The sequence below is a fragment of the Georgenia sp. genome, assembly GCF_054605595.1.
The window spans coordinates 1-21,550 of record NZ_JBTSDU010000043.1 but is presented as its reverse complement, the minus strand read 5'-3'; the positions used below and the strand labels follow the sequence as shown (position 1 = coordinate 21,550).

Here is a 21,550-nt window from a genome sequence, read left to right as displayed (position 1 = left end):
TCCGGCCCATGGGGTCCGGGCCCGACCTGTCCCGGGGGACCGCCCGGCAGCGACCCTTCCATCCGACCGCGCCGGGTCCACCCCGCCCGTAGCCGGGGCCGCGCGCACGCCGACGGCGGGTTCTTGTGCCGACGGCGGGTGGTGCACCACGCGCCGGCGGCACAAGAACCCGCCGCGGGCGAGAGGCCTCTGCCCACCGCCGGTGCTGTTCAGTCGAGTCCGCGGCGAACCCGGCGCACGTCAGTTGCGCTGGATGAAGCCCGGTAGACCCATCGGGTCGATCACCGTGCCGTCGCGCCACACCTCGAAGTGCACGTGGCAGCCGGTGGTGTTCCCCGTGGCGCCCGTGGTGCCGATGACCTGCCCCTGAACGACGCCCTGCCCCTGACCGACGCCGAACCCGCCGAGGTGGTTGTACACGGTGACGTAGGAGGCGCCGTCGATGTAGCCGTGGTTGATGATCACCTGGTTGCCGTGCGTGCCGTTGCCGCGGGCGGGGCGCACCGCGGCCACGGTGCCGCCGGCGGCGGCGAACTGGGGGTTGCCGCACGCGGAACGGATGTCCGTGCCGTTGTGCATCCACCAGCCGCCGGTGATCGGGTAGATCCGGTAGCCGTAGGGGGACGTCACATACATCGGGTTCGGCACGGGCGGGGTGAGGAACCCGCTGCTCGAGACGCGTGGCGGCGCGGGTGCCGAACCGGCCTCGCGGGCCGCCCGCTCCCGGGCCAGGCGCTCGGCCTCCTTGCGCCGGTTCTCCGCGTCGATCGCCGCGATCTCGCGGGCGAGCTCGGCCTGGTCGGACTCGAGCTCGGCGAGCTGGTCCGCATAGGCCGTCTTCTGCTGCTCGAGCGTCGCGGCGAGCGAGACCATCTGGGCCTCGAGCGCCGCGATCTCTGCGGCGCGCTCCTCGGCTGCGACCCGGGCAGCGGCGGCGGCGGCGACCGCTTCCGCGGCGTCGGCCTTGAGCTCGCCGATCCGCACGGTCACGGCCTCCTGACGCTCGCGCTGGTTCCGGCCCACAGCGGCCGCGACCTCGAGGTCGTCGAGGACCTGGGTCTGCGCGCGCGCCGCCGTCTCCACGACGGCGTAGCCGCGCAGGAACTCCTCGCTGGAGGAGGAGTCGAGGACCACCGAGATGGTGCTCACGGCGTTCTCGCCGCGGTACGTGCTGCGCGCGAGCTCGCCCATCGCGGCGCGGGTGGCGTCGATCTTCTGCGACCCCTCGGCGATGGCGTTCTCGAGCGAGGCGGCCTCCTCCTCGGCGATCGCCAGCCGGCCGGCGATCTGGTCGTGCGTGCGCTGCTCGGCGGCGAGGACCTCCTCGGCCTCGGCGAGCTTCTGCTGCGCGGCGGGCAGCCGGGCCCGGGCGTCCTCGAGCTTGAGGTAGGTCCCGGCGAGATCGGCGTCGACGCCCTCGAGGGTGGACTCGAGCCGCTCGCGCTCCGCCGCGTTCTCGTCCTGCTGGCGCACGAGGTCGTCCCGGGAGTCGGCGAGGGCCGGGGACGGCACCAGCAGGCCGACGCCGAGCGTGAGCACGAGGGCGGCGCGGGCGAGGTGGCGGGTGCGGCGGGGGACGTCCATGCTCTCCTCACACCCTCGTGTAGCGGCCGAGGGTCACCACGGAACTGATCCCGGCGAGCAGGATCGCCGCGAGTACCAGGAAGGGCGCGACCGCGAGCACGTCGCCGGTCTCGATGAACTGTACCCACGGTGTGGTCTGCGTGAGCCAGTCTTCGATCAGGTACCGCACCCCCAGCCACAGGGCGCCGACGGAAAGCGCCGCGCCCACGAGCGCGGCGAAGGCGCCCTCCAGCAGGAACGGCAGCTGGATGAAGAAGTTCGAGGCGCCCACCAGGCGCATGATGCCCGTCTCGCGGCGCCGGGACATGGCGGAGAGCCGGATGGTGGTGGTGATGAGGAGGACGGCGGTGATGATCATGACGCCGCCGAGGCCCGCGGTCAGCACCGTGGCGCTGTTGAGGATGCGGAAGAGCGGCTCGAGCTGCTCCCGCTGGTCGACGACGATCTCCACGCCGGGGCGCCCCTCGAGCTCGTCCGCGACGATCTGGTACTGCTCGGGGTCGTCGAGCTTGACGCGGTAGGAGACCTGCATCTGCTCCACGGTGAGGGACTGTGCCCAGACGGTGTCGGCCATCTGCTCCTGGAAGGCCTCGTAGGCCTGCTCCTTGGACTCGAGATAGACCTCGTCGACGTAGGGTGCCAGCGCTTCGGACCCGAGCAGCTCGCCGATGGCCTGGACCTGCTCGGGGGTGGCCTCGCCGGCGGCACACCCGGGCTCGGCGGAGCCGGTCGGGCACATGAAGGCCGAGACCTCGACCTTGTCGAACCAGTCGTTCTTGAGGTTGCCGATCTGGGTCTGCAGGAGGGCCGCGGCGCCGACGAACATCAGGGACACGAACGTCACGAGCATGACCGAGATGGTCATCGCCAGGTTCCGGGAGAGGCCCTGGGCGGTCTGGGTGAGGACGAACCGGATTCGCACGTCTACCTCCCCGCGCCGTAGACGCCGCGCGACTGGTCCCGGACGACGACGCCGTCGGACAGCTCGACGACGCGCTTGCGCATCTGGTCGACGATCTCGTCGTCGTGGGTCGCCATGACGATGGTGGTGCCGGTGCGGTTGATGCGGTCGAGCAGGCGCATGATGCCGATCGAGGTGGTGGGGTCGAGGTTGCCGGTCGGTTCGTCCGCGAGGAGGAGCTGCGGGCGGTTGACCATGGCGCGGGCGATGGCGACGCGTTGCTGCTCGCCGCCGGAGAGCTCGTGGGGCAGCCGTCGCTCCTTGCCGTCCAGGCCGACGAGCTCGAGCACCTCGGGGACGGTGGTGAGGATGTGGTGGCGGGGCTTGCCGATCACCTGCAGGGCGATGGCGACGTTGTCGAAGACGTTCTTGTTCGGCAAGAGCCGGAAGTCCTGGAACACCGCGCCGATCTGGCGGCGCAGGTGCGGGACCTTGCGCCGGGAGACCTGCGAGAGATCGCGGCCCAACGCGTAGATCTCCCCGGCCGTGGGCCGGTCCTCGCGCAGCACGAGCCGCAGGAACGTCGACTTGCCCGAGCCGGAGGCCCCGACGAGGAAGACGAACTCGCCGCGCTCCACCTCCAGGCTGATCTGGTCGAGCGCGGGGCGAGCGCCACGCGCATAGACCTTGGAGACCTTGTCGAATCTGATCACGTGTCGGGGGCGGCCAGTCTCGAGGATGGGGGAAGTGGTGCTCTGGCCACCATGAGAGTAGGCACCGCCGTCGCGCACGACCGGGAGGACACGCCGCAACGGGGCAGTCCGGGCGGTGCTATCCACCCTGTGCGCGGTGTTCCCGGCGGTGCTACCACTCTGCGCACGGTGTTTCGGGCGGTGCTACCACCTGGCGCACGGTGCGTCGTACGTCGTACGTCGTACGTCAGACGGCGGCGTTCTCCTGGCTCTTGCGCCAGCGGATGCCGGCATCGATGAACTCGTCGATCTCGCCGTCGAACACGCTCGAGGGGTTCCCGGACTCATGTTCGGTGCGGAGGTCCTTGACCATCTGGTACGGCTGCAGCACGTAGGAGCGCATCTGGTCACCCCACGAGGCCTTGACATCGCCGGCCATGGCCTTCTTCGTGGCGTTCTCCTCCTGCCGGCGCACCAGGAGGAGACGGGACTGGAGCACGCGGAGCGCGGCGGCCCGGTTCTGGATCTGGGACTTCTCGTTCTGCATCGAGACGACGATGCCGGTCGGGATGTGCGTCATCCGGACCGCGGAGTCGGTGGTGTTGACGGACTGGCCGCCGGGGCCGGAGGAGCGGAAGACGTCGACCTTGATCTCGGACTCGGGGATGTCGATGTGGTCGGTCTGCTCGATGAGCGGGATGACCTCGACGGCGGCGAAGGACGTCTGGCGCCGGCCCTGGTTGTCGAACGGGGAGATCCGTACCAGCCGGTGGGTGCCGGCCTCGACGGACAGCGTGCCGAAGGCGTAGGGGGCCTTGACCTCGAAGGTGACGGACTTCAGGCCGGCCTCCTCCGCGTAGGAGGTGTCGAGCACCTTCGTGGGGTGGCCGTGCCGCTCCGCCCAGCGCAGGTACATGCGCAGGAGCATCTCGGCGAAGTCGGCCGCGTCGACGCCGCCGGCCCCGGCGCGGATGCTGACGACGGCCTCGCGGGAGTCGTACTCGCCGCCGAGGAGGGTGCGGACCTCGAGCTCTCCCAGCGACTTGCGGATGGCGGTGAGTTCGTGCTCGGCGTCCTCCATGACGGCAGCGGCGTCGGCGCCCTCCTCCTCCTGACCCAGCTCGACGAGCGCCGCGAGGTCCTCGATCCGCTCCCCCATCTTCGCCACGCGCGCCAGCTCGGCCTGCGCGTGCGAGAGCTGGGACGTCACGGCCTGAGCGGCATCCGTGTCGTCCCACAGGTCGGGGGCGGCCGCCTTCTCGGAGAGGTCGGCGATGGTGGCGCGCAGCGCGGCGGGGTCCGTCACCGCGCGGATCGACTCGAACGTCGTGCGCAGGTGCTGGATCTCGGAGGAGAAGTCGGTTGCCACGGGGGTCAGGTTACGCGACGCGCCCGGACGTGGCGTCTGCGGCCCCGGCCCGGAGCGGGACGACGGGGCCGTGCGGGAGCGATGTGGGAGGTGCGACGTGGGACGTGGGAGGTGCACGGGTGGGAGGTGCGGGGCTGGGCATGCCTGGGCGGCCGGGCGACGCTCACGCGTGCAGGTGGGTGAGGAACCACCGGACGGCGAGCGCGCCCGCGGTCTCGAGGGTCCCGGGCTCCTCGAAGAGGTGGGTCGCGCCCGGGACGACGTCGAGCTCGGTCGGGCAGGTCAGCCGCTGCTGGGCGGCGCGGTTGAGCACCAGGACCTCCGTGTCCCGCTCGCCGACGACGAGCAGGGTCGGCACGTGGACCAGCGGGAGCCGCTCGGCCGCGAGGTCCGGCCGCCCGCCGCGGGAGACCACGGCGCGCAGGTGGTCCGGGCGGTCGGCGGCGGCCCACAGGGCTGCGGCGGCGCCCGTGCTCGCTCCGAAGTATCCGAGCGGATAGCCCGCCACGGCGGGCTCGGCACCAACCCACGCCGTCGCCGCCCCGAGCCGGGAGGCGAGGAGGCCGATGTCGAACACCGCCGCGCGAGCGCCGGCCTCCTCGGGGGTGAGCAGGTCGAGCAGCAGCGTCGCCAGGCCGGCGGCGTTCAACTGCCGGGCGACCGCGACGTTGCGGGGGCTGTGGCGGCCGCTGCCCGAGCCATGGGCGAAGATGGCGAGACCGGTGGCGCCGTCGGGCACGGTGAGGCTGCCCACCAGGGGTCCGACGTCGCTCGGGATCTCGACCGACGTCGGTGTCCGGGCAGCGGCAGGCGGTCCGGCACTCCGAGGTCCCGCGGCAGGCGGGCCCACCTGTTGCGCTCCGGTGGCGAACGGGCCGGCGCCACGCGGCCCGTCAACAGGCGAGCCCGCATCCTGCGCTCCGGTGGCAAACGTTCCTGTGCCCCTCGGTCCGGGGTCCGTCGGACCGGGGTCCGTCGGACCGGGGTCCGTCGGACCGGGGTCCGTCGGTCCGGGGTCCGTCGGTCCGGGGTCATGCGTCCGGACGTCGCGCGCGGCGTCGTCGAGAAGGCGCCGGACGTCGTCGTCGGGCACCTGGCCGAAATCCTCGTACCAGCGCCCCACCGCACCGAAGTCGTCGGGGGCGAGGAGACACACGATGTCGTCGACGTCGGCCGCGAGCAGCTCGAGCGAGTCCCGCGCCGCCACGGGCACCGCGAGCACCATCCGGTCCGCGCCGTGCTCACGCAGCACCGTGACGGCGGCCCGCACGGTGGCACCGGTGGCGATGCCATCGTCCACCAGGATGACCGTGCGGCCGCGCAGCTCACCGAGCCGGCCCACCCCGTCAGGGACCTCGCCGAGCAGGCCAGGCCCGCCGCGCCACCGGGCGACCCGGGCGGCGACCTCCGCCTCCTCCCGGCGCGCGAGGGCATCGAGCCGATCCCCCGGCACCCGACGAGCCAGCCAAGGGTTGACGACGATCACGCCCCCCTCCCCGACGGCTCCCACGGCCACCTCGGGCTGTGACGGCAGCCCGAGCTTGCGGACCACGACCACGTCGAGGGGCGCGTGCAGGCGAGCCGCTACCCGCCCGGCGACCGGCACCCCACCGCGCGGGAGCGCGATCACGACGACGTCGGCCGGCGACTCACCCAGCCGGGCGGCGAGCGCCTCGCCCAGCATGTCGCCGGCCTGCGCCCGGTTCGCGAAGCGGTCGACCGCTTCGTCCCGGCCGGGGCCTGGTGTGTGTCGCCCAGAAAACCCCATACCGCAGCATGCGCCCGGCCCGGCAGTGGCGCAATCGCATCATGGATTCGTTGACGCCCCGCCGACGTCGGCGGTCGAACGCATGTCCTGGGTAGGCGCGTGGCTCACGTGGCCTGTGTCCCCGGCAGCCTCATCGGCCGCCGCTCACACCGGATCGAGGTTCGCCGCCACCCGCACCATCTGCTCCAGGACCGCCAGCGTGGCCGCCCGCGGTTCGGTGCGGTTGACCCGGTGCCGGATGAACAGGCGACGCGTGGCGAGGCCCGGGAGCGACTCCCACCTCACGTTCTCGGGAAGGTGCCGGCGTATCGCGAGCTCGGGCACCAGCGCGATGCCGAGGCCGGCGCCCACCATGGCGAGCGCCACATCGAAGTCCAGGTAGTGGTGGACGGTGCGGGGGCTGAAGGCGAGCTCGGTCGCGAGCCGGTTCAGCGCCCGGGCCGCCGCACCCCCGGGCTGTGGGGCGAGCCAGTTCACCTCGACGAGATCGAGCGGGGTGGTGGGCACCGGGTCGGTCGCGGGCATGGCGACGACCCACGGCTCCTCCAGGAACGGCACGTCTCGGCTGGCCGGCGGGGCGGGCTCCGGCGCCGAGACGTCGTGCTCGATCACGAGCAGATCGAGTTCGCCGCGTCGGAGTCCGCGCCGTCCGGACTCCTCCCCCACCTCGTGCACCACGAGCGACACCCCCGGGAGGGTCTGCTCCAGCTCCGCCATCAACGGGACGAGCACGGCACGGATCGCCGTCTGGAAGGCACCGACCACGACGACACCGGAGATGTCACCCTCCAGGGCGGCGAGGGCGCGACGGGTCTCCCCCACCTCGGACTCGATCCGCTCCGCCGTCTCGGCCAGCAGGCGTCCCGCCGGGGTCAGCGTGGCGCCGGTCGGCTGCCGGTCGAGCACGCGCACTCCGGTCTCCGCCTCGAGCCGCGCGATCTGCTGGGAGACAGCCGAGGGGCTCAGGCCGAGCGATTCCGCCGCTGCAAGGACTCCTCCAGACCTGCTGACGGCCAAGAGGAACCCAAGCCTTCGTGGGTCGATATCCATGAAGCAAGAGTGTATGCCGTATGCGGAATCATTCGATTGATCTTTAGGGCGTGGCAGCCCAGTATTGCTGTCGTGAGCGACCTGGTCAGCACCGCCATCACCATCACCGGATGGGTTGGCGCACTGGCATCGGTGAGTGCCTACGCCATGGTCACCCAGGGTCGCATCGCCCCGAACTCGATGGTCTTCCAGGGGCTCAACATCGGTGGTGCCGCCGCCCTCGCCGTGTCCGCCTCCGCGAACGGTGCGTGGCCCTCCGCGGTGGTGAACATCATCTGGATCGCGATCGGCGTCCAGGCCGTCCTCACTCTCAAGCGTGCGGCGATCTTCGCGCGGCCCCGGGCACGGGTGATCCGATTCAGCGAGCGCTTGATCCGCACCTCGGGCCGAACGCACTCACCGGGCTCTGGGCCGGCGCCGACCATGCCCTCGGCACCCGACGCCCACCTGCACCACCCGAAGGGCTCGCGGCCCGGAGGCTCCACCCACCCGTCCGGTCGGACGGCGTGTCTCACCCGGCCCGTGCGGTCGAGGTCACACGCAGGGTGATCCCGTCGCTCCACGGCACGAGCACCCACGGCACCATCGGCAGCGTCGCCACCGCGGTGAGCGTGACCTGAGCGCTCATCCCGTCCGGTGAACCGGTGGGATCGACGACCCGGAGCTGCTCGAACTCCCCGCTCACCTCGGCCGGCGCCCGGGCGAGATAGTCGGTCACCGCCCCGTGCACCGTGGCGTCGGTGAGCGGCACATAGGTCGCTCCGGTACCCGGGCCGAGGCCCTCCGCGGCGGCCTCGTAGTACAACTGCTCGCTGATCGCATCCGAGGCGGCCACCGCGGCCGAGTCCGCGAGCGCCATGAGGCGCTTGCGTTCGATGTGCACGGCGGACGCGGCGGCGACCACCAGGACGAGCGTGATCGTGACCACCGCGAAGACCAGGGTCAGGAGCATGATCTGCCCCTCGTCGCCACTCCTCGCGGCGGGCCCGGTGCCGGCGGGCCCCGTCACGGCGCGTCCTGGAAGATGCCGACAGCCACCAGGTGGGTGGCGCTGACCGGGATCTGTGTCGGGACCACGTCGGCCAGGAAGTCGGGCACGAGCGGCAGCGCCACCGTCACACCGATCTCGACGAGCACCTCCGCACCGGGCGTCAGGCACGGGTCGGCCGCGCACGTGAGACGCATGACATCCGGCCCGACGACGTCGATCCCCTGGTCCGAGAACGCCACCTCGACCGCCCGATGGGCGTGGGCGCTGCCGGTCTCGAGCGTCTGCGCCACCGCGATGATCCGGCCCGCCTCGCGCGCGGCACCCTCGGCGGCGAAGGCGGCCGCCTGGATACGCGCCAGCGTGAGCACCAGGTAGAGGATGGGGACGAGCAGCAGGAGGCTGACCCCGAGGAACTCCACCACCGCGCTGCCGCCCTCCCCCCGATCCGGCGCCCCGCGGCGGCGCCGGAGGACGCCCGCCACCCGACGGCGGAACCGGCCCGCGATCACGGCAGCACCGGTTCGAGGACCGCATGACCGGCGACGGTGACGACGCCGCCCGGCCCGAGCAGGCCGAGCACGGGCAGCGGTGCGGCGACCTCGATGCGCACGAGGGTGGTGCCGCCGTCGTCCACCGTGGTGGCGCTGACGTTCTCGGCATATCGGTCCGACAGGGTCAGGCCGATGAGCTCGCGGGTGCGGGCCACGCCCTCGCCGAGGCTCGAGCCGCTCAACGCTGCGTGCCGGGCCCCCTCGGAGGCGGAGTCGATCAGGGTGTTGCGCACGTGCAGCGCCAGCGTGAGCTGGACCAGGCCCAGCACCATCGCGACGACCAGCACCGAGACCAGGACGAACTCGACGACGACGGAGCCGCGGACCGGCCCGGCGCGCGAGATGTCCCGGTACCGGCGCAGCACTGCCGCCGGCCACGACGACACCGCCACGAAGGCCCGTGCGTGGTGACGCCGGCTCAAAAGTTCAGGACCCGGTCGATCGCCGTGTTGAACACGTTCTCCAGAGCGGGCCCGGCGAGCGCCCAGATCGCCACGACCAGGCCGGCCGTCATGAGCGTGACGAGCACCCAGCCAGGGACGTCGCCGCGTTCCCGTTCGGTCGGGTCGGAGGGAGCGAGACGCGTGAGCAGCAGGGCGGCGATGACATTCCACATGTGAGGTTCCTCCAGTGCGGGGCGGGCGGAGCGGCGGGTGCGTGATTGTCGGGAGCGTTGCCGGATGTCACGGGTCCGTTCACAGGCCGACCTGCAGCACCGAGATTCCGGGGAAGATCGCGAAGAGCACGGTCACCGGGAGCACGAGGAACACGACCGGGACCATCATCCCGAGCTCCTTCTTCCCGGCGACCTCCATCAGCTCGCGCCGGCTGAGCTCCCGTGCGTCCTGCGCCTGCGCGCGCAGGACGTCGGCCAGCGGGGTGCCCCGCTCCAGTGCGACCCCGACGCCCTCGGCGAAGCGGGCGACGGACGGCGCACCGGTCCGCGCCGCCATGCGCTCCAGCGCGACGGTCAGCGCGACGCCCGACCGCGCCTCGGCGAGGGTTCGGCGGATCTCGTCGCTCAGCACGCCCTGCGTGGACCGGACGATGCGCTCCAGCGCACCGACGGGCCCCTCTCCGGCGCCGACCGCGAGCGCGAGGAGTTCGGCGACGTCGGGAAGCTCGGTCTTCATCTGCTCCCGTCGCCGGGTGACGGCGCGCGTGAGCGCCTGGTCCCGGGCGACCGCGCCGCCCACGCCGCAGAGCAGGACGCCCATCAGGAGCGGGACGATCGGTGTGCCGCGCAGCACCCCGACGGTGATGGCGAAGAAGAGCCCGACCGCCAGCCCGACGACCGCCCAGGCGAGCTGCTCGGTACGGAACTGGTCGTGCGTCAGGTGACCACCGGACTGGTTCAGGCGGCCTCGGATGCTGACCGACGACGAGCCCAGGCGCTCGAAGAGTCGGCCGGCGTCGTGCAACCACGGTGCGACCAGCCGCTCGAGCGTCGGGAAGGGCGTGTGGTCGTGGCGCTCGGCGAGCAGCCGGGAGCTGCGCGGCCGCTCACGCAGGTAGGGCGCGACCCGGTCGAAGAGCGTGATCCGTCGCGCCGCCAGGCGCCACAGGATCAGGCAGAGCCCGAGGCCGAGCAGCAGCCCGGCTGCCGCGCCGGCGGTCGTGGGGGTCATCGCAGCACCCTCGTCTCCTCGGGGAGCCGGCCGATCCGCACCATGAGCTGGTAGGCGAGGACCGAGGATCCCGCACCGACGGCGAGCACGAGCGCCCCGGTGGGCGAGTTGTAGGCCGTAGCGGCCGCACCCCGGGTCGACAGCATGAGCAACACGATCCAGGGGGCGGCGACGGCCATCCGGGCGCCGTTGACCGTCCATGACTGGCGCGCCTCCAGCTCCCCACGCGTGCGCAGGTCCTCCCGCAACATCTGGGAGAGCGTGCGCAGCAGCCGGCCCAGGTCGGTACCGCCGACCTCGCGGGTCAGGCGCAGCGCCTCCACGATGCGGTCCGCGACCGGGTCCGCGAGCCGCGCCTTGAGCGTCTCGAGCGCGTCGGCGAAACGCCCCGTCGCCCGGTAGTCGTCGGCGAAGCGGGCGAACTCGGCACGGACCTCCTCGGGCCCCCGCTGCGCCAGCGCCATCAGCGCCTCCGGCAGGGAGAGACCGGCCCGGACGCCGGAGGCAAGATCGTCGATCACCTCCGGCCACACGGTGCGCAGCGCGGTGCGCCGCTGCCGTGCGCGGGCCCGCACGAGCACCCACGGGGTCCCGGCGCCGATGATGGCGAAGCACAGCGAGATGGGCGGCGACCCGGTGATGCCGAGGCCACCGAGGAACGTCAGGGTGCCGAGGCCCGCGGAGGTGAGCAGCAGCGACAGCGGGCTGACCGACGGCGCCCCCGCCTGGACGAGCAGGTCCTGGGTGCGCTCGGACCAGGGCGCCTTCAGCCGGCGCGACGGCTCGGCGCGGGGAAAGAACGAGAACCAGACGGCGAGCAGACCCGCCCCCAGGAGCAGACCCGCGACGGTTCCCATCAGCGCCAGTCCTCGGTGGCGAGCAGCGCGGCGACGTCGTACCCGGCCCGCGCGAATCGTTCGTCGCCACCCGGGTAGCCGCCGGCCCGGACGAGACGCCCGTCCTGCCTGACGAACACCTCTGCGGTCTCCACGACCCCGTCCTCGACGCGGCCGGTCACGGCGACGATCTCCCGGACGCCTCGGCGGCCCTCCCGGTCGAGCTCGAGGTGGACCACGAGATCGACCGCCGTGGCCACGGTGGGGACCACGAACGCCGCAGTCACGTTCTCACCGGCCAGGAGCGGGAGCGTGCAGAGCTTGGTCACGGCCTCCCGAGCGGAGTTCGCGTGGAGGGTGCACATCCCCGGGATGCCGGCGTTGAGGGCGACGAGCATGTCGAACGCCTCGGCCTCGCGGACCTCGCCGATGATGATGCGGTCGGGCCGCATCCGCAGCGACTCCTTCACCAGACGCCGCAGCGGCACCGCACCGGTGCCCTCGAGGTTGGGCTGTCGTGTCTGCATCGCGACGGTGTCGCGGTTGGCGAGCCGCAGCTCGAAGACCTCCTCGGCGGTGATCACCCGCTGGCCCGACGGGATGGCCCCGGCCAGGGCCCCGACCATGGTGGTCTTGCCGGCCTGCGTCGCCCCGGAGACCAGGATGTTCAGCCCCGAGACGACGGCGGCGTCGAGGAACCCCGCGGCCGGTGGCGTGAGGGAGCCGAGCTGGACGAGGTCGCTGAGTCGCTGTGCCCTCGTGACGAACTTGCGGATGTTGACCGCCCAGGCGGACCGCGTGATGTCCGGGATCACCACGTGGACGCGTTCACCGGTCTCCAGCGCGGCATCGACGAACGGTGTCGACAGGTCGAGGCGCCGCCCAGAGACGCGGAGCATGCGTTCGACCAGGTCGCGGACCTGGTCGTGGTCGAGGATCGTCGTCGTCAACTCCGACCTGCCGGACCGGGCGATGAAAATTTTCCCCGGCTCGTTGATCCAGATCTCCTCCACCTCGGGGTCCTCGAGGTAGGGCTGCAGGGGGCCCAGACCGGCGACGGCGGCGATCACCAGCTTGGCCGCGTCGTCGGGGTCGGCGAGCGGCGGGACGACCCCGGCGAGCGACCTGTCGTCGTAGTCGGCCACGACATCGGCCACGAGCGCACGCACGGCGGCGAGCTCGTTGACCGGGTCGAGCCCCCGACGCCGGACGTGCTCGCGGTCCTCGGACTCGAGCAGTGCCACGCCGTCCATCGACAGCACCCCCTGGTGACGGTCCGGTATGGGCACCGACCGTCCGGTCCCCCTCCCGGAGACGGTAGGGGAGACGACCGGTCGGCGGCAGCGGTTTGGGAAATCTGTGGAGAAGTCCCCGGATGGGTGATTCGCCCGGCGCGTGCGCCGCACCGGATGCGCCGCACGCGCCTACGGTTACGTACGTGGTTCGATCAGCACTTGCCCTCGCCGCGCTCGCAACGACGGCGGTCCCCGGCCTCGATGTCGTGGCGACGCGGCCGCCGCAGCGGGTGACCAGCGACTTCCAGACCACCGGTGTCCTCGACGCCGGTGGCCGGCACTGGGTCGTCCGCGCGCCGCTGCATCCAGCCGCCGGGGCGGCGCTGGAGGGTGAGGTCGCCCTGCTGGCGAACCTCGCCGTCGCCGTCGACCGCGGCGCGCTGCCGTTCGACGTCCCCCGGCCCGCCGGGTTCGCCCAGCTCCCGGAAGGGGGCCGGGCGTTGGTGCACCGCGAGCTGGTGGGGCGCCCGATCGTGCTCGAGGAGCTGACCGCGGGGCCGGGGCTCTCCGCCCGGCTCGGCCGGGCCATCGCGGCCTTCCACGAGCTCGACGCCGCGATCGTGGCCGACTCCGGGCTGCCGGTGTACGACGCGGACGCCTACCGCCGCCGCTGCCTGGCGGAGGTGGACGAGGCCGCACGGACGGGCCAGGTGCCCTCGGTGCTGCTCAACCGGTGGGAACGGGCGCTCGAGGACGTGGCGCTGTGGCGCTTCCGGACGACACCGGTGCACGGCGACCTGGCACCGGAGCACGTCCTGGTCGAGGACAGCCAGATCACGGCGATGATGCACCTGGCCGACGTCCATGTGGGCGACCCCGCCGAAGACCTCGCCTGGCTGCTGGCCTCGGCGCCCGAGGAGTCGCTCGACTCGATCGAGGAGGCGTACGCGCTGGCCCGCACCGAGGGTGCGGACGTACATCTCATGGACCGGGCGCTGCTGGTCTCCGAGCTCGCGCTCGCCCGCTGGCTCCTGCACGGCGTGCGCGCCGAGGAGCGGTCGATCGTGGACGACGCCGCGGCGATGCTGGCCACGCTCGCGGCGGACGTCGACGACGCGCCTCCCATCGGTTCGCGCGTGCCGGTGGTCCTTGTGGACGACAACGCGGCCGGCGACGAGACGGTCGTCGACGAGACGGCCCACGACCAGGCGGCCGTCGACGAGAACGGCTACCTGGTCGAGGACGAGCCGGCGGGCGACGAGGTCGACGTCGACGGCGGCGTGGACACCAGCGCGGCGGGCGCGGAGAACGGCGGCGCGGTGGACGAGGGGACCGCGGACCACCGCGACGACGACCCGCTCGACCGCATGCTCGCCGGTGACCCCGCCGTGACCGAGCGACTGCACCTGGGCGGAGTCCTCCCGGACTTCCTCAGCGCGGACGGCACCGACCGCGACGAGGACGAGCACCCGGGGAACTGACCCGCTGCGCTCACGGCGCGCGTCCCCCGTCCCGCGTGTCCCGGTGCGGGTCATCCACCGGTGTCGTCGATCCCGAGGGCGCCGGCGATCCGGGTGACAATCTGCTCCTCCGTGAGCGCCCCGGCCCGCACGACCGCGTCGTGGCCGACGTAGTAGAACGCCGCACCCACCCGCTCCAGTGGCGTACCGGTCGCCCGCGACCAGGCCAGCCGGTAGAGGGCGAGCTGTATCTCCTTCTCGGCCAGGTCGTCCGCCCCGCGGGGTGGACGGCCCGTCTTCCAGTCGACGACCTCCGGGCCGTCCGGCCCGTCGAAGACGGCGTCGATGCGGCAACGCACCACGGTGCCGGCGACCGGCGTCTCGAGATCGACCTCCACCGCGACCGGCTCCCGCTGCGCCCACGGCGACGCCTGGAACGTGCGCTGCAGCGCGGCCAGCTCGGCGTCGCTGAGGTCGCCCCCCTCGGTCCGGTCCTCGCCGCTGCCGGCGACGTCCTCGACATCGAGCAGCGCACCCTGGCCGTAGAACCGCTCGACCCACTCGTGGAAGCGGGTGCCGCGCCGGGAAGCCGGTGTGGGCTCGGCGGGGACTGGCCGTCGACGGTCGTGTGCGAAGGCGCCCGGGTCGGTGACGAGGGTGACGACGGCCGAGGCAGACAGGTGCCCGGTCAGCGGCACGTCGTGGGCGCGCTGGTGCCGGGCGTCCCGCTCGGCGAGAAGCAGGCGTGCGTCCTCGACCCAGCGTGAGACGGCCGGGTCCACGCGTTCGAGGACGTCGGCGGGGTTGGTGAGGTCGCCCGGACTGGTCGCGGGAACGGCGGAGCCGGACGGCTCGGACGGCTCGGCGGGGTCGGCGGGGTGCGCGGGTTCAGCGGCGTCAGCGGCGTCAGCGGCGTCAGCGGCGTCAGCGGTCAGGGTCACCGGTTGCGTCCGCTGCCGCTCGATCTCGGCTCGCACGGCGTTCGCGGCCGCCTCGACCCGGGGCCGGCGTGGCCCGAGCGGGTCGGTCGGCCAGGCGGCGGTGACCTCCTCCTGGAGGGCGGGGTTGGCGACGTCGTCGGCCGGCCGCGGCACCCAGGCGGTCCATTCCTCGGCCGGGGCGCCCGGCTCGCCTGTCGGGGCGCCCGGCTCCTCGGCGGCGGCGTCCGCTGACGAGGGCCGTGAGGCGACGGGTGCCGGCAGATCCGTCACCTGCCCGACGCTGGCGGGCTCGCTGAGGAATCGGGACGGCGCGAGCGCCGTCTTGCCCGTGCGGAACCATGACCCGGTCAGCAGCAGCGTGTGGCGCGCCCGGGTGACCGCCACATAGGCGAGGCGGCGCTCCTCGGCCACCCGGTGCCGGCCGGCGAGGGCGCGGAACTGCTCGCGGGCGTCGTCGACGTCGACGTGGGTGACGGCGCCGGCGAGGTCGAGGACCGGCAACGACTGGGCGTCGCCCCGCAGGGGGTACGGCAGCTCCCGGACGTCGGTGAGCCAGGCGGCGTCCCGCGCCGCCCCGTCCGCAGCGGGGGTGCCGGCGTAGCCGGGGAACTGACTCTCGACCAGGCCCGGGACGGCGACCAGGTCCCACTCGAGCCCCTTCGCAGCGTGCACGGTGAGCACCTGGACGACGGCGGACTCGGGCTCCTCGTCCGACCGGTCCGCGGCGTCCAGCCCGCGTTCGCGTTCCTCGGCGGCGTCGAGCCAGGCCAGGAACGCTCCGAGGCCGGCGCCCTCGGCGTCGGCCTGGAACGAGGCGGCGACATCGGCGAAGGTGTCCAGCGCGGCCCGGGCGCTCCCCCCGCCGAGGCCCCCTCGCGCGGCGACCTCGATGTCCAGGCCCAGCAGGCGCTCGGTCTGGACGACCAGCTCGGGCAGCGGGAGATAGCCGAGCGTGCGCACCTGGCGCAGCGTGGTGCCCAGGCGCCGGACCCGCTTCTCCGCCGCGGCGGAGAAGGTGTGGCCACGGCGGCTCGTCCAGCCCGCGACCGGCGGGTGCTCCACCGCCTCGACGAGGCTGGACTCCTCACGCGGGTCCAGGCGGCGCGCGTCGTCGTCGGTGATCTCCGAGACCGCGGTCCGGGCGAGCTCGCGGGACCAGTCCGCGAGCGCGTGCAGGTCGGCGGCGCCGAGCCGCAGGTTCGTCAGCAGGCGCATGAGCGCGTCGCCCCGGCCGGCGTCGTGCGCGGCCTGCAGGGCGGCACGCAGGTCGACGATCTCCGCGGTGGCGAGGAGGCCGCCGAGGCCCAGGACGCGGTGCGGCAGGCCCGCGGATCGCAGGGCCTGGACGATGTCGGGGAACTGCGAGCGTTTGCGGCACAGCACGGCGGCCGTCTCCGGCGTGCGCGGGTCCCACCGCTGCGCGAGGAACGCGGCGACCCGGCGCGCCTCCTCGGGCTGGGTGAGGGCGTAGCCGCCGAGCACCTCGCCCGGTCCGGCGTCGGGCCGGGCGCGGAGCACGGGCACCGCCACGGTGGGGCCCTCGGTCCGGGTGGTGCGCAGCGGGGCGGAGATGGTGTTGGCGACGGCCAGGCCGGCGTGGTCGTTGCGCCAGGAGGTGCTGAGCTCGAGCGTGCGGGCCGGCTCGCCGGCGCCGGTGCGGAAGGTTGCGGGGAAGGTCGCCAGGGCCGCGGCAGAGGCGCCGCGCCAGCCGTAGATGGCCTGGTTCGGGTCCCCGACGGCGGTGACGGGATGGCCCTGCCCGAACAGCGCGGCGAGCAGCCGGAGCTGGGCGACGGAGGTGTCCTGGTACTCGTCGAGCAGGACGACGCGGTACCGGTCGCGCAGCTGGGCCCCCACCTCGGGGACCTCCTGCGCGATACGTGCCGCGAGCGCCACCTGGTCGGCGAAGTCGACGAGGCCGCGCTCGCGCTTGCGGCGGGCGTAGGCCTCGACGAGGTCGAGGAGCGCGATGCGTTCCTGGAGGCTGACGGCGATCTTCGCGACGTCTGCCCGGGGCCGCTTGACGCGGCCCTCAGGCTCCTTCTCGACGAGGTCGCGCACCAGGTCGGCCATGAGCTCACGGGCGTCGTCCGGAACGAGCAGGTGCTCGGCGAGGGACCCGGCGAGTGCGAGGACGGCGTCGGTGACGGTGGCCGGGGAGCGGTCGGTCGGCAGGGCGGTGTCCCAGCCCTGCACGACGTCGTCGGCGAGCTGCCAGGCGGCGGCCTCGGTGATGAGGCGAGCGTCCTGGTCGGCCCCGATCCGCAGGGCGTGCTCGCGGGCGAGGTCGCCCGCGAAGGAGTTGTAGGTCGCGACACGTGGCCGGTCGGCGTCCAGGCCCGGCGGCTGGGGTCCGGGCCCGGCCGAGGTGGCGCCGGGCACGACGGGGCCGGAGGCGGGCGGGGCCGGGACGGCGGTGGATGCGCCGGGTACGAGCCCGACTGCTCGGAGCTTTCGCAGCCGCTGCCGCACACGCTGCGCCAGCTCGCCGGCGGCCTTGCGGGTGAAGGTCAGACCGAGCACCTGCTCGGGCTCCACGAGGCCGTTCGCGACGAGGTACACGACGCGGGCGGACATCGTCTCCGTCTTGCCCGAGCCGGCGCCGGCGACCACGAGCAGCGGCTCGAGCGGGGCCTCGATCATGGCCTGCTGCTCCGGCGTGGGGGCGAACTGGCCGAGCGCTGCCGCGATGTCGACGGAGCTGCGGCCGGTACCGGTCGTGGCCGTGGTGGTGGTGTTCATCCGGTGATCCGGCCTCCTTCGTCCTGCAACGGGCAGGAGGTGCGCACCGGGCAGTGCGCGCACTGCTCGTTCAGGCGCGCCACGAAGCGCTCACCGGCCATGGCCTCGGCCGCATCGGCGACCAGCCGGGTGGCCCACTCCGGGTCCGCCGCGTCCGCGAGCGCGGGCTGTGGCCGCACGATCGCCCCCCGCGCGCCGGTGCCGAGGTAGACGAGCCGCCCGCCCGCCGCCCCGGCTACGTCCTCGAAGGCACCCGAGTCGACGGCGGCCTGGTAGGCGCCCAGCTGGGCGTGCTCGACAGCCCGCCCCGTCGAGACCGGGTGCGCGGAGGTCTTGAGGTCGACCACCCGCACGCGGCCGTCGTCGAGGTGCTCCACGCGGTCCATCCGCCCGGTCAGGTGTGCACGGCCGACGTCGGCGGCGAACTCGCGCTCGGCGTCGACCCGGCCGGGGATCCCCGCCACGTACGCCGCGAGGCGGTCGACCATCGCCTCGGCGAGGTGACGCTGCCGACCGGCCACCCACCCCTCCCCCAGCCCGAGCCCGGCCCAGCGGTCGGCGAGCGCGGCCCGCAGCTCCTCGGTGGTGCCGTGGGGCAGCTCGGCGGCGATCTCGTGCACCAGCGAGCCGACCGACTGGTCGAGGCTCCGCTCGCCGCGCCCACCGGCCTGCTCCAGCACCCAGCGCAGCGAGCACGTGGTGGCCTGCTCGACACCGGACGGGCTGACCGGGACCTGCGCACCGTCGGGCCGCAACGGCATCTGCGTGCTGAGCGGCGCGAAGCCGGCCCAGGAGGCGGGGTCGGCGCCGGGGACGCCCTGGGCGGCGAGGTGGGCCAGCAGCGCCGCGGCGGCAGCACGCCGCGCTCCGACGGCGCCGTCCTCCTCGACCAGGCCGTGCTCGTCCGTCGGCCCGGTCGTGGGCCCGGTCGTGGGCTCGGCCTCGAGGGTGCACCGGAGTTCGGCCACGAGCCCGCGCAGGTCGAGGGCGGGTGGTGCGCCGGCGACCACGCGGCCGCCGTCGGCGTCCTGCTCCGGGTCGAGCAGGTCGAAGAACGCGGAGGGCTGCTCCTCCTCGTCACACACCGCCGTCACGAGGAGGCGGCGCGTGGCACGCGAGACCGCGACGGCGAACATGCGCAGCTCGTCGTCGAGCACCTCCCGACGTGCCGGGGCGAGGGCCCGCCGCCCATCGGGGGACCGCCCCGCCTCGACGTCGGTCAGCGCCCCCGCACCCAGCAGGGAGTCGCGCAGCCGCAGGTCGGGCCAGGCGTCCTCCTGGAGACCGGCGACGACGACCACCTGCCACTCCTCCCCCGCCGCGGCGGCCGGGGTGACGACGGCGACGGTGTCGGCGCGCACCCCCCGGGCGGCGAGCGAGTCGGCGGGCAGATCCTGCCTGTCCAGGTGCTCGAGGAAGCCCGCGGGGCCCCCGCCGGCGGCCCGGTCGGTGTACTGCTCGGCGGCCCGGAAGAGGGCCATGACGGCGTCGAGGTCGGCGTCGGCCCGCTCGGCGCCGGGACCGCCCGCGAGTGCCCGCTCCCGCCACGGGTCGGCGAGGCCGGTGGTGTCCCACAGGGCCCAGAGCACGGTCTCGGCCGTGGCCGCCGGGCGCTCCAGCGCGGCACGTCCCGCGGCGAGCACCGATGCCACGGCCGCCGGTCCGCGGCGCACCGGAGCGGGGAGCGACGCGGCGGTCTCGGGGCTGCCCAGGAGCTCGACCAGCAGCTCGTCGAGGGCCCGACCACCCCCGGCGGCGCGCTCGCGGCCGCGCAGCGTGCGCCGCAGGGCGCGCAGCGCGACGGCGTCCATGCCGCCCAGCGCCGAGGTGAGCAGCGCGACTGCCCGCTCGCCGTCGAGGCGGTCGGTGAGCCACCCGCGTCGGGGGAGCCCGGCACGCTCGGCCCGCTCGGCGACGAGCACGCGCAGGGCCAGGAGCAGCGGCCGGACGGCGGGCGCCTCGCCCAGCACGCCAGGGGTGGCGGCGTCGACCGGCACTCCCCAGGTGCGCAGCAGCCGTTGGAACGCGGCGACGTCCGCGCTGCCCCGGACGACGACGGCCATGTCGGCCCAGGGGGTGCGGCGGTACAGGTGCTCCTCCCGCAGGACGCGCGCCACGTACGCCCCCTCCTGTGCCCGGGAGGGCAGCAGCCGGGTGGTCGTGGCGGGCTCGGTCCCGGCACCGGCCGCCGCCACCGCGCCCCGGTGCGCGGCCGTGCCGGCGGTGCTGATCGCGCCCGTCACCGCCGCGGCGACGGCGCGCAGGTCCGCGTCCCCACGGTGCACCGTGGGAAGGACGAGGCCGGTGGCGCCGAAGCCGCCGAGCGGCTCGTCCGTCTGGGCCCGGCCGACGAGCCCGGGCACACCACCGCGGAAGGTCTGGACGCCGGCGTCCGGGTCACCGAAGAGGAGCAGCTGGCTGCCGTCGTCGGCGAGCACGCGGAGCAGCCGGGCCGTGGCGAGCGTGGAGTCCTGGTGGTCGTCGACCACCACCGAGGACCAGCGCGGGCGCGGGTGGCCGGGCACCTCACGCTCCCAGGCCCGCAGCGCTGCCGCGGCCTCGTCCACGATGCGCGCGGCGTCCAGCCGGGCGCCGCGGTCCGGGGTCGTCTCGCCCAGGGCCGTCACCTGCTGGTACTCCTCGAGCAGCGCCGCCGCGGCCACCCACTCGGGACGGTCGAAGCACTCGCCGCGCCGGGCCAGCCCTGCCGGGCCGAGCCCGAGCTCCGCCGCCCGCATGAACAGGTCCCGCAGCTCGTCCCGGAACGCCCGCTGGGCGAGCGTCTCGGCGCCGATGGTCTGCGGCCACCGCACCCGCGCACCCAGCCCCGCCCGGTGGCCCTCGAGCAGCTCGCCGAGGATCTGGTCCTGCTCGGGGCCGGTGATGAGGGTGGGGGCGGGCACGCCGAGCAGCGCGGCCCGCATCCGCAGCACGGAGTACGCGAACGACGCCGGGGTGCGCACCAGCACCTCGCCGGTGGTGCGCGCGAGGCGGCGGGCGACGGCGTCTCGCGCGCGGGCGGCGCCCCGCCTGGTCGGCACCAGCATCACCACGCCGGCGCCGTGGCCCGGCCCGGCCGGGCCGGACACCGCCGGTCCCGGCCCGGCGGCCTGCTCGGCCCGGGCGAGGAAGGTCGCCACCGCCGTCGTCGTCCTGCCCGTGCCCGAGGCACCGACCACCATCAGATGCCCCGCCCCGGAGGGCCACGCCACGGCCCGCACCTGTGCGTCGTCCAGTGCCGGCGGGGCCGGCGGGGCGACGGGCGGGAGCAGGCGCAGGGGGGCGCGCCGGGCGGAGTGGTCCATGCCCGACTGTCATCACGGACCACCGACATCGTGCCGCCGACCCCGCCCGGGCGGGGTCGGACCGGGGGATCCGCGGAGCGTCGCGAGCAGGCGTGCAGGACGTGGCCGGTCCCCGTGGTCTCCCCGGCACCACCTACGATGTCGGGAGCACATCGAGGCCGGAGTTCGGCGCTCGACGACCCACCACAGGAGGAAGTCATCGTGCAGATCATCATCGGAGTCCGGAACGTCGCACGCGAGATCACGCTCGAGTCCGACCAGAGCCCCGAGGACGTCCTCACGGCGGTGGACAAGGCGATCGCCGACGACACCACCCTGGTGCTGAAGGACGAGAAGGGCCGCCGCGTCGTCGTCCCGGCCGGGGCGCTCGGCTTCGTCGAGCTCGGTGAGGAGGAGCCGCGGCGGGTGGGATTCGGGCTGGTCTGACCGGGTCGTGTGAGGGGCGCCACGCGGGCTCCCCCGCCACCGGTGGGTCCGGCGCGCTACCCTGAGGCGTA

Annotated in this window: 18 protein-coding genes; 3 read left to right on the top strand and 15 right to left on the bottom strand. The window is 74.1% G+C overall.

Annotated features, from left to right (window positions below; genetic code table 11):
• Positions 1-240: 240 nt before the first annotated feature.
• The 6 genes from ACYC1Z_RS07205 to ACYC1Z_RS07180 form a co-directional block, all read right to left on the bottom strand.
• The gene (locus ACYC1Z_RS07205) at positions 241-1,584 is read right to left on the bottom strand and encodes a murein hydrolase activator EnvC family protein (RefSeq protein WP_461408846.1); all 1,344 of its coding nucleotides are present in this window, start codon (positions 1,582-1,584) and stop codon (positions 241-243) included.
• A gap of 7 nt (positions 1,585-1,591) precedes the next feature.
• Positions 1,592-2,506, bottom strand: coding sequence for a permease-like cell division protein FtsX (gene ftsX, locus ACYC1Z_RS07200; protein WP_461408845.1), 915 nt, complete (start codon positions 2,504-2,506; stop codon positions 1,592-1,594).
• A gap of 2 nt (positions 2,507-2,508) precedes the next feature.
• Positions 2,509-3,198 carry a cell division ATP-binding protein FtsE gene (gene ftsE / locus ACYC1Z_RS07195; protein ID WP_461408844.1) on the bottom strand — a complete coding sequence of 230 codons (690 nt, stop codon included), beginning with the start codon at positions 3,196-3,198 and terminating at the stop codon, positions 2,509-2,511.
• 226 nt (positions 3,199-3,424) lie between these two features.
• Positions 3,425-4,546 carry a peptide chain release factor 2 gene (prfB, locus tag ACYC1Z_RS07190; protein ID WP_461408843.1) on the bottom strand — a complete coding sequence of 374 codons (1,122 nt, stop codon included), beginning with the start codon at positions 4,544-4,546 and terminating at the stop codon, positions 3,425-3,427.
• 163 nt (positions 4,547-4,709) lie between these two features.
• The gene (locus ACYC1Z_RS07185) at positions 4,710-6,314 is read right to left on the bottom strand and encodes a phosphoribosyltransferase family protein (protein WP_461408842.1); all 1,605 of its coding nucleotides are present in this window, start codon (positions 6,312-6,314) and stop codon (positions 4,710-4,712) included.
• Positions 6,315-6,458: 144 nt separating this feature from the next.
• On the bottom strand, positions 6,459-7,364 hold the full coding sequence (locus ACYC1Z_RS07180) for a LysR family transcriptional regulator (protein ID WP_461408841.1): 906 nt from the start codon (positions 7,362-7,364) through the stop codon (positions 6,459-6,461).
• Between the two features lie 72 nt (positions 7,365-7,436).
• On the opposite strand from ACYC1Z_RS07180, the gene ACYC1Z_RS07175 reads away from it, so the two are divergent.
• Entirely contained in the window at positions 7,437-7,913 is a 477-nt protein-coding gene (locus ACYC1Z_RS07175; protein ID WP_461408840.1) for a CBU_0592 family membrane protein, read from the top strand.
• Here the strand turns inward: ACYC1Z_RS07175 and ACYC1Z_RS07170 are convergent.
• From ACYC1Z_RS07170 to ACYC1Z_RS07140, 7 genes are all read right to left on the bottom strand, one after another.
• Positions 7,876-8,373: a pilus assembly protein TadG-related protein gene (locus ACYC1Z_RS07170; protein ID WP_461408839.1), complete on the bottom strand. Its 498-nt coding sequence runs from the start codon at positions 8,371-8,373 to the stop codon at positions 7,876-7,878. The genes ACYC1Z_RS07175 and ACYC1Z_RS07170 overlap by 38 nt on opposite strands.
• Complete coding sequence (locus ACYC1Z_RS07165; protein WP_461408838.1) at positions 8,370-8,864, bottom strand: pilus assembly protein; 495 nt, start codon at positions 8,862-8,864, stop codon at positions 8,370-8,372. Before ACYC1Z_RS07165 ends, ACYC1Z_RS07170 begins: the two co-directional genes overlap by 4 nt.
• A complete protein-coding gene (locus ACYC1Z_RS07160; protein WP_461408837.1) occupies positions 8,861-9,298 on the bottom strand; it encodes a TadE/TadG family type IV pilus assembly protein in 438 nt (145 codons plus the stop codon). The genes ACYC1Z_RS07165 and ACYC1Z_RS07160 overlap by 4 nt, the downstream gene beginning before the upstream one ends.
• A gap of 26 nt (positions 9,299-9,324) precedes the next feature.
• Entirely contained in the window at positions 9,325-9,522 is a 198-nt protein-coding gene (locus tag ACYC1Z_RS07155; RefSeq protein WP_461408836.1) for a hypothetical protein, read from the bottom strand.
• Between the two features lie 79 nt (positions 9,523-9,601).
• Complete coding sequence (locus ACYC1Z_RS07150) at positions 9,602-10,534, bottom strand: type II secretion system F family protein (RefSeq protein ID WP_461408835.1); 933 nt, start codon at positions 10,532-10,534, stop codon at positions 9,602-9,604.
• The gene (locus ACYC1Z_RS07145; protein WP_461408834.1) at positions 10,531-11,391 is read right to left on the bottom strand and encodes a type II secretion system F family protein; all 861 of its coding nucleotides are present in this window, start codon (positions 11,389-11,391) and stop codon (positions 10,531-10,533) included. Before ACYC1Z_RS07145 ends, ACYC1Z_RS07150 begins: the two co-directional genes overlap by 4 nt.
• On the bottom strand, positions 11,391-12,623 hold the full coding sequence (locus ACYC1Z_RS07140) for a CpaF family protein (protein WP_461408833.1): 1,233 nt from the start codon (positions 12,621-12,623) through the stop codon (positions 11,391-11,393). Before ACYC1Z_RS07140 ends, ACYC1Z_RS07145 begins: the two co-directional genes overlap by 1 nt.
• 185 nt (positions 12,624-12,808) lie before the next feature.
• Here ACYC1Z_RS07140 and ACYC1Z_RS07135 point away from each other — a divergent pair, with 185 nt between their 5' ends.
• Complete coding sequence (locus tag ACYC1Z_RS07135) at positions 12,809-14,086, top strand: phosphotransferase (protein ID WP_461408832.1); 1,278 nt, start codon at positions 12,809-12,811, stop codon at positions 14,084-14,086.
• Positions 14,087-14,136: 50 nt separating this feature from the next.
• On the opposite strand, the gene ACYC1Z_RS07130 is transcribed toward ACYC1Z_RS07135, so the two are convergent.
• Both ACYC1Z_RS07130 and ACYC1Z_RS07125 read right to left on the bottom strand, forming a co-directional pair.
• On the bottom strand, positions 14,137-17,748 hold the full coding sequence (locus tag ACYC1Z_RS07130) for a UvrD-helicase domain-containing protein (protein ID WP_461408831.1): 3,612 nt from the start codon (positions 17,746-17,748) through the stop codon (positions 14,137-14,139).
• Positions 17,745-21,053, bottom strand: a complete 3,309-nt coding sequence (locus tag ACYC1Z_RS07125) for a PD-(D/E)XK nuclease family protein (RefSeq protein WP_461408830.1) — start codon at positions 21,051-21,053, stop codon at positions 17,745-17,747. Before ACYC1Z_RS07125 ends, ACYC1Z_RS07130 begins: the two co-directional genes overlap by 4 nt.
• 201 nt (positions 21,054-21,254) lie before the next feature.
• On the opposite strand from ACYC1Z_RS07125, the gene ACYC1Z_RS07120 reads away from it, so the two are divergent.
• Positions 21,255-21,479, top strand: coding sequence for a DUF3107 domain-containing protein (locus tag ACYC1Z_RS07120; RefSeq protein WP_461408829.1), 225 nt, complete (start codon positions 21,255-21,257; stop codon positions 21,477-21,479).
• The last annotated feature ends 71 nt before the right edge of the window (positions 21,480-21,550 follow it).

What these genes read in the sequence shown, in the direction of transcription:
- ACYC1Z_RS07205 (WP_461408846.1), bottom strand. Translation starts at nt 1,584, where the DNA reads ATGGACGTCCCCCGCCGCACCCGCCACCTCGCCCGCGCCGCCCTCGTG.
- ACYC1Z_RS07185 (WP_461408842.1), bottom strand. Translation starts at nt 6,314, where the DNA reads ATGGGGTTTTCTGGGCGACACACACCAGGCCCCGGCCGGGACGAAGCG.
- ACYC1Z_RS07180 (WP_461408841.1), bottom strand. Translation starts at nt 7,364, where the DNA reads ATGGATATCGACCCACGAAGGCTTGGGTTCCTCTTGGCCGTCAGCAGG.
- ACYC1Z_RS07155 (WP_461408836.1), bottom strand. Translation starts at nt 9,522, where the DNA reads ATGTGGAATGTCATCGCCGCCCTGCTGCTCACGCGTCTCGCTCCCTCC.
- ACYC1Z_RS07150 (WP_461408835.1), bottom strand. Translation starts at nt 10,534, where the DNA reads ATGACCCCCACGACCGCCGGCGCGGCAGCCGGGCTGCTGCTCGGCCTC.
- ACYC1Z_RS07145 (WP_461408834.1), bottom strand. Translation starts at nt 11,391, where the DNA reads ATGGGAACCGTCGCGGGTCTGCTCCTGGGGGCGGGTCTGCTCGCCGTC.
- ACYC1Z_RS07140 (WP_461408833.1), bottom strand. Translation starts at nt 12,623, where the DNA reads ATGGACGGCGTGGCACTGCTCGAGTCCGAGGACCGCGAGCACGTCCGG.
- ACYC1Z_RS07130 (WP_461408831.1), bottom strand. Translation starts at nt 17,748, where the DNA reads ATGAACACCACCACCACGGCCACGACCGGTACCGGCCGCAGCTCCGTC.
- ACYC1Z_RS07125 (WP_461408830.1), bottom strand. Translation starts at nt 21,053, where the DNA reads ATGGACCACTCCGCCCGGCGCGCCCCCCTGCGCCTGCTCCCGCCCGTC.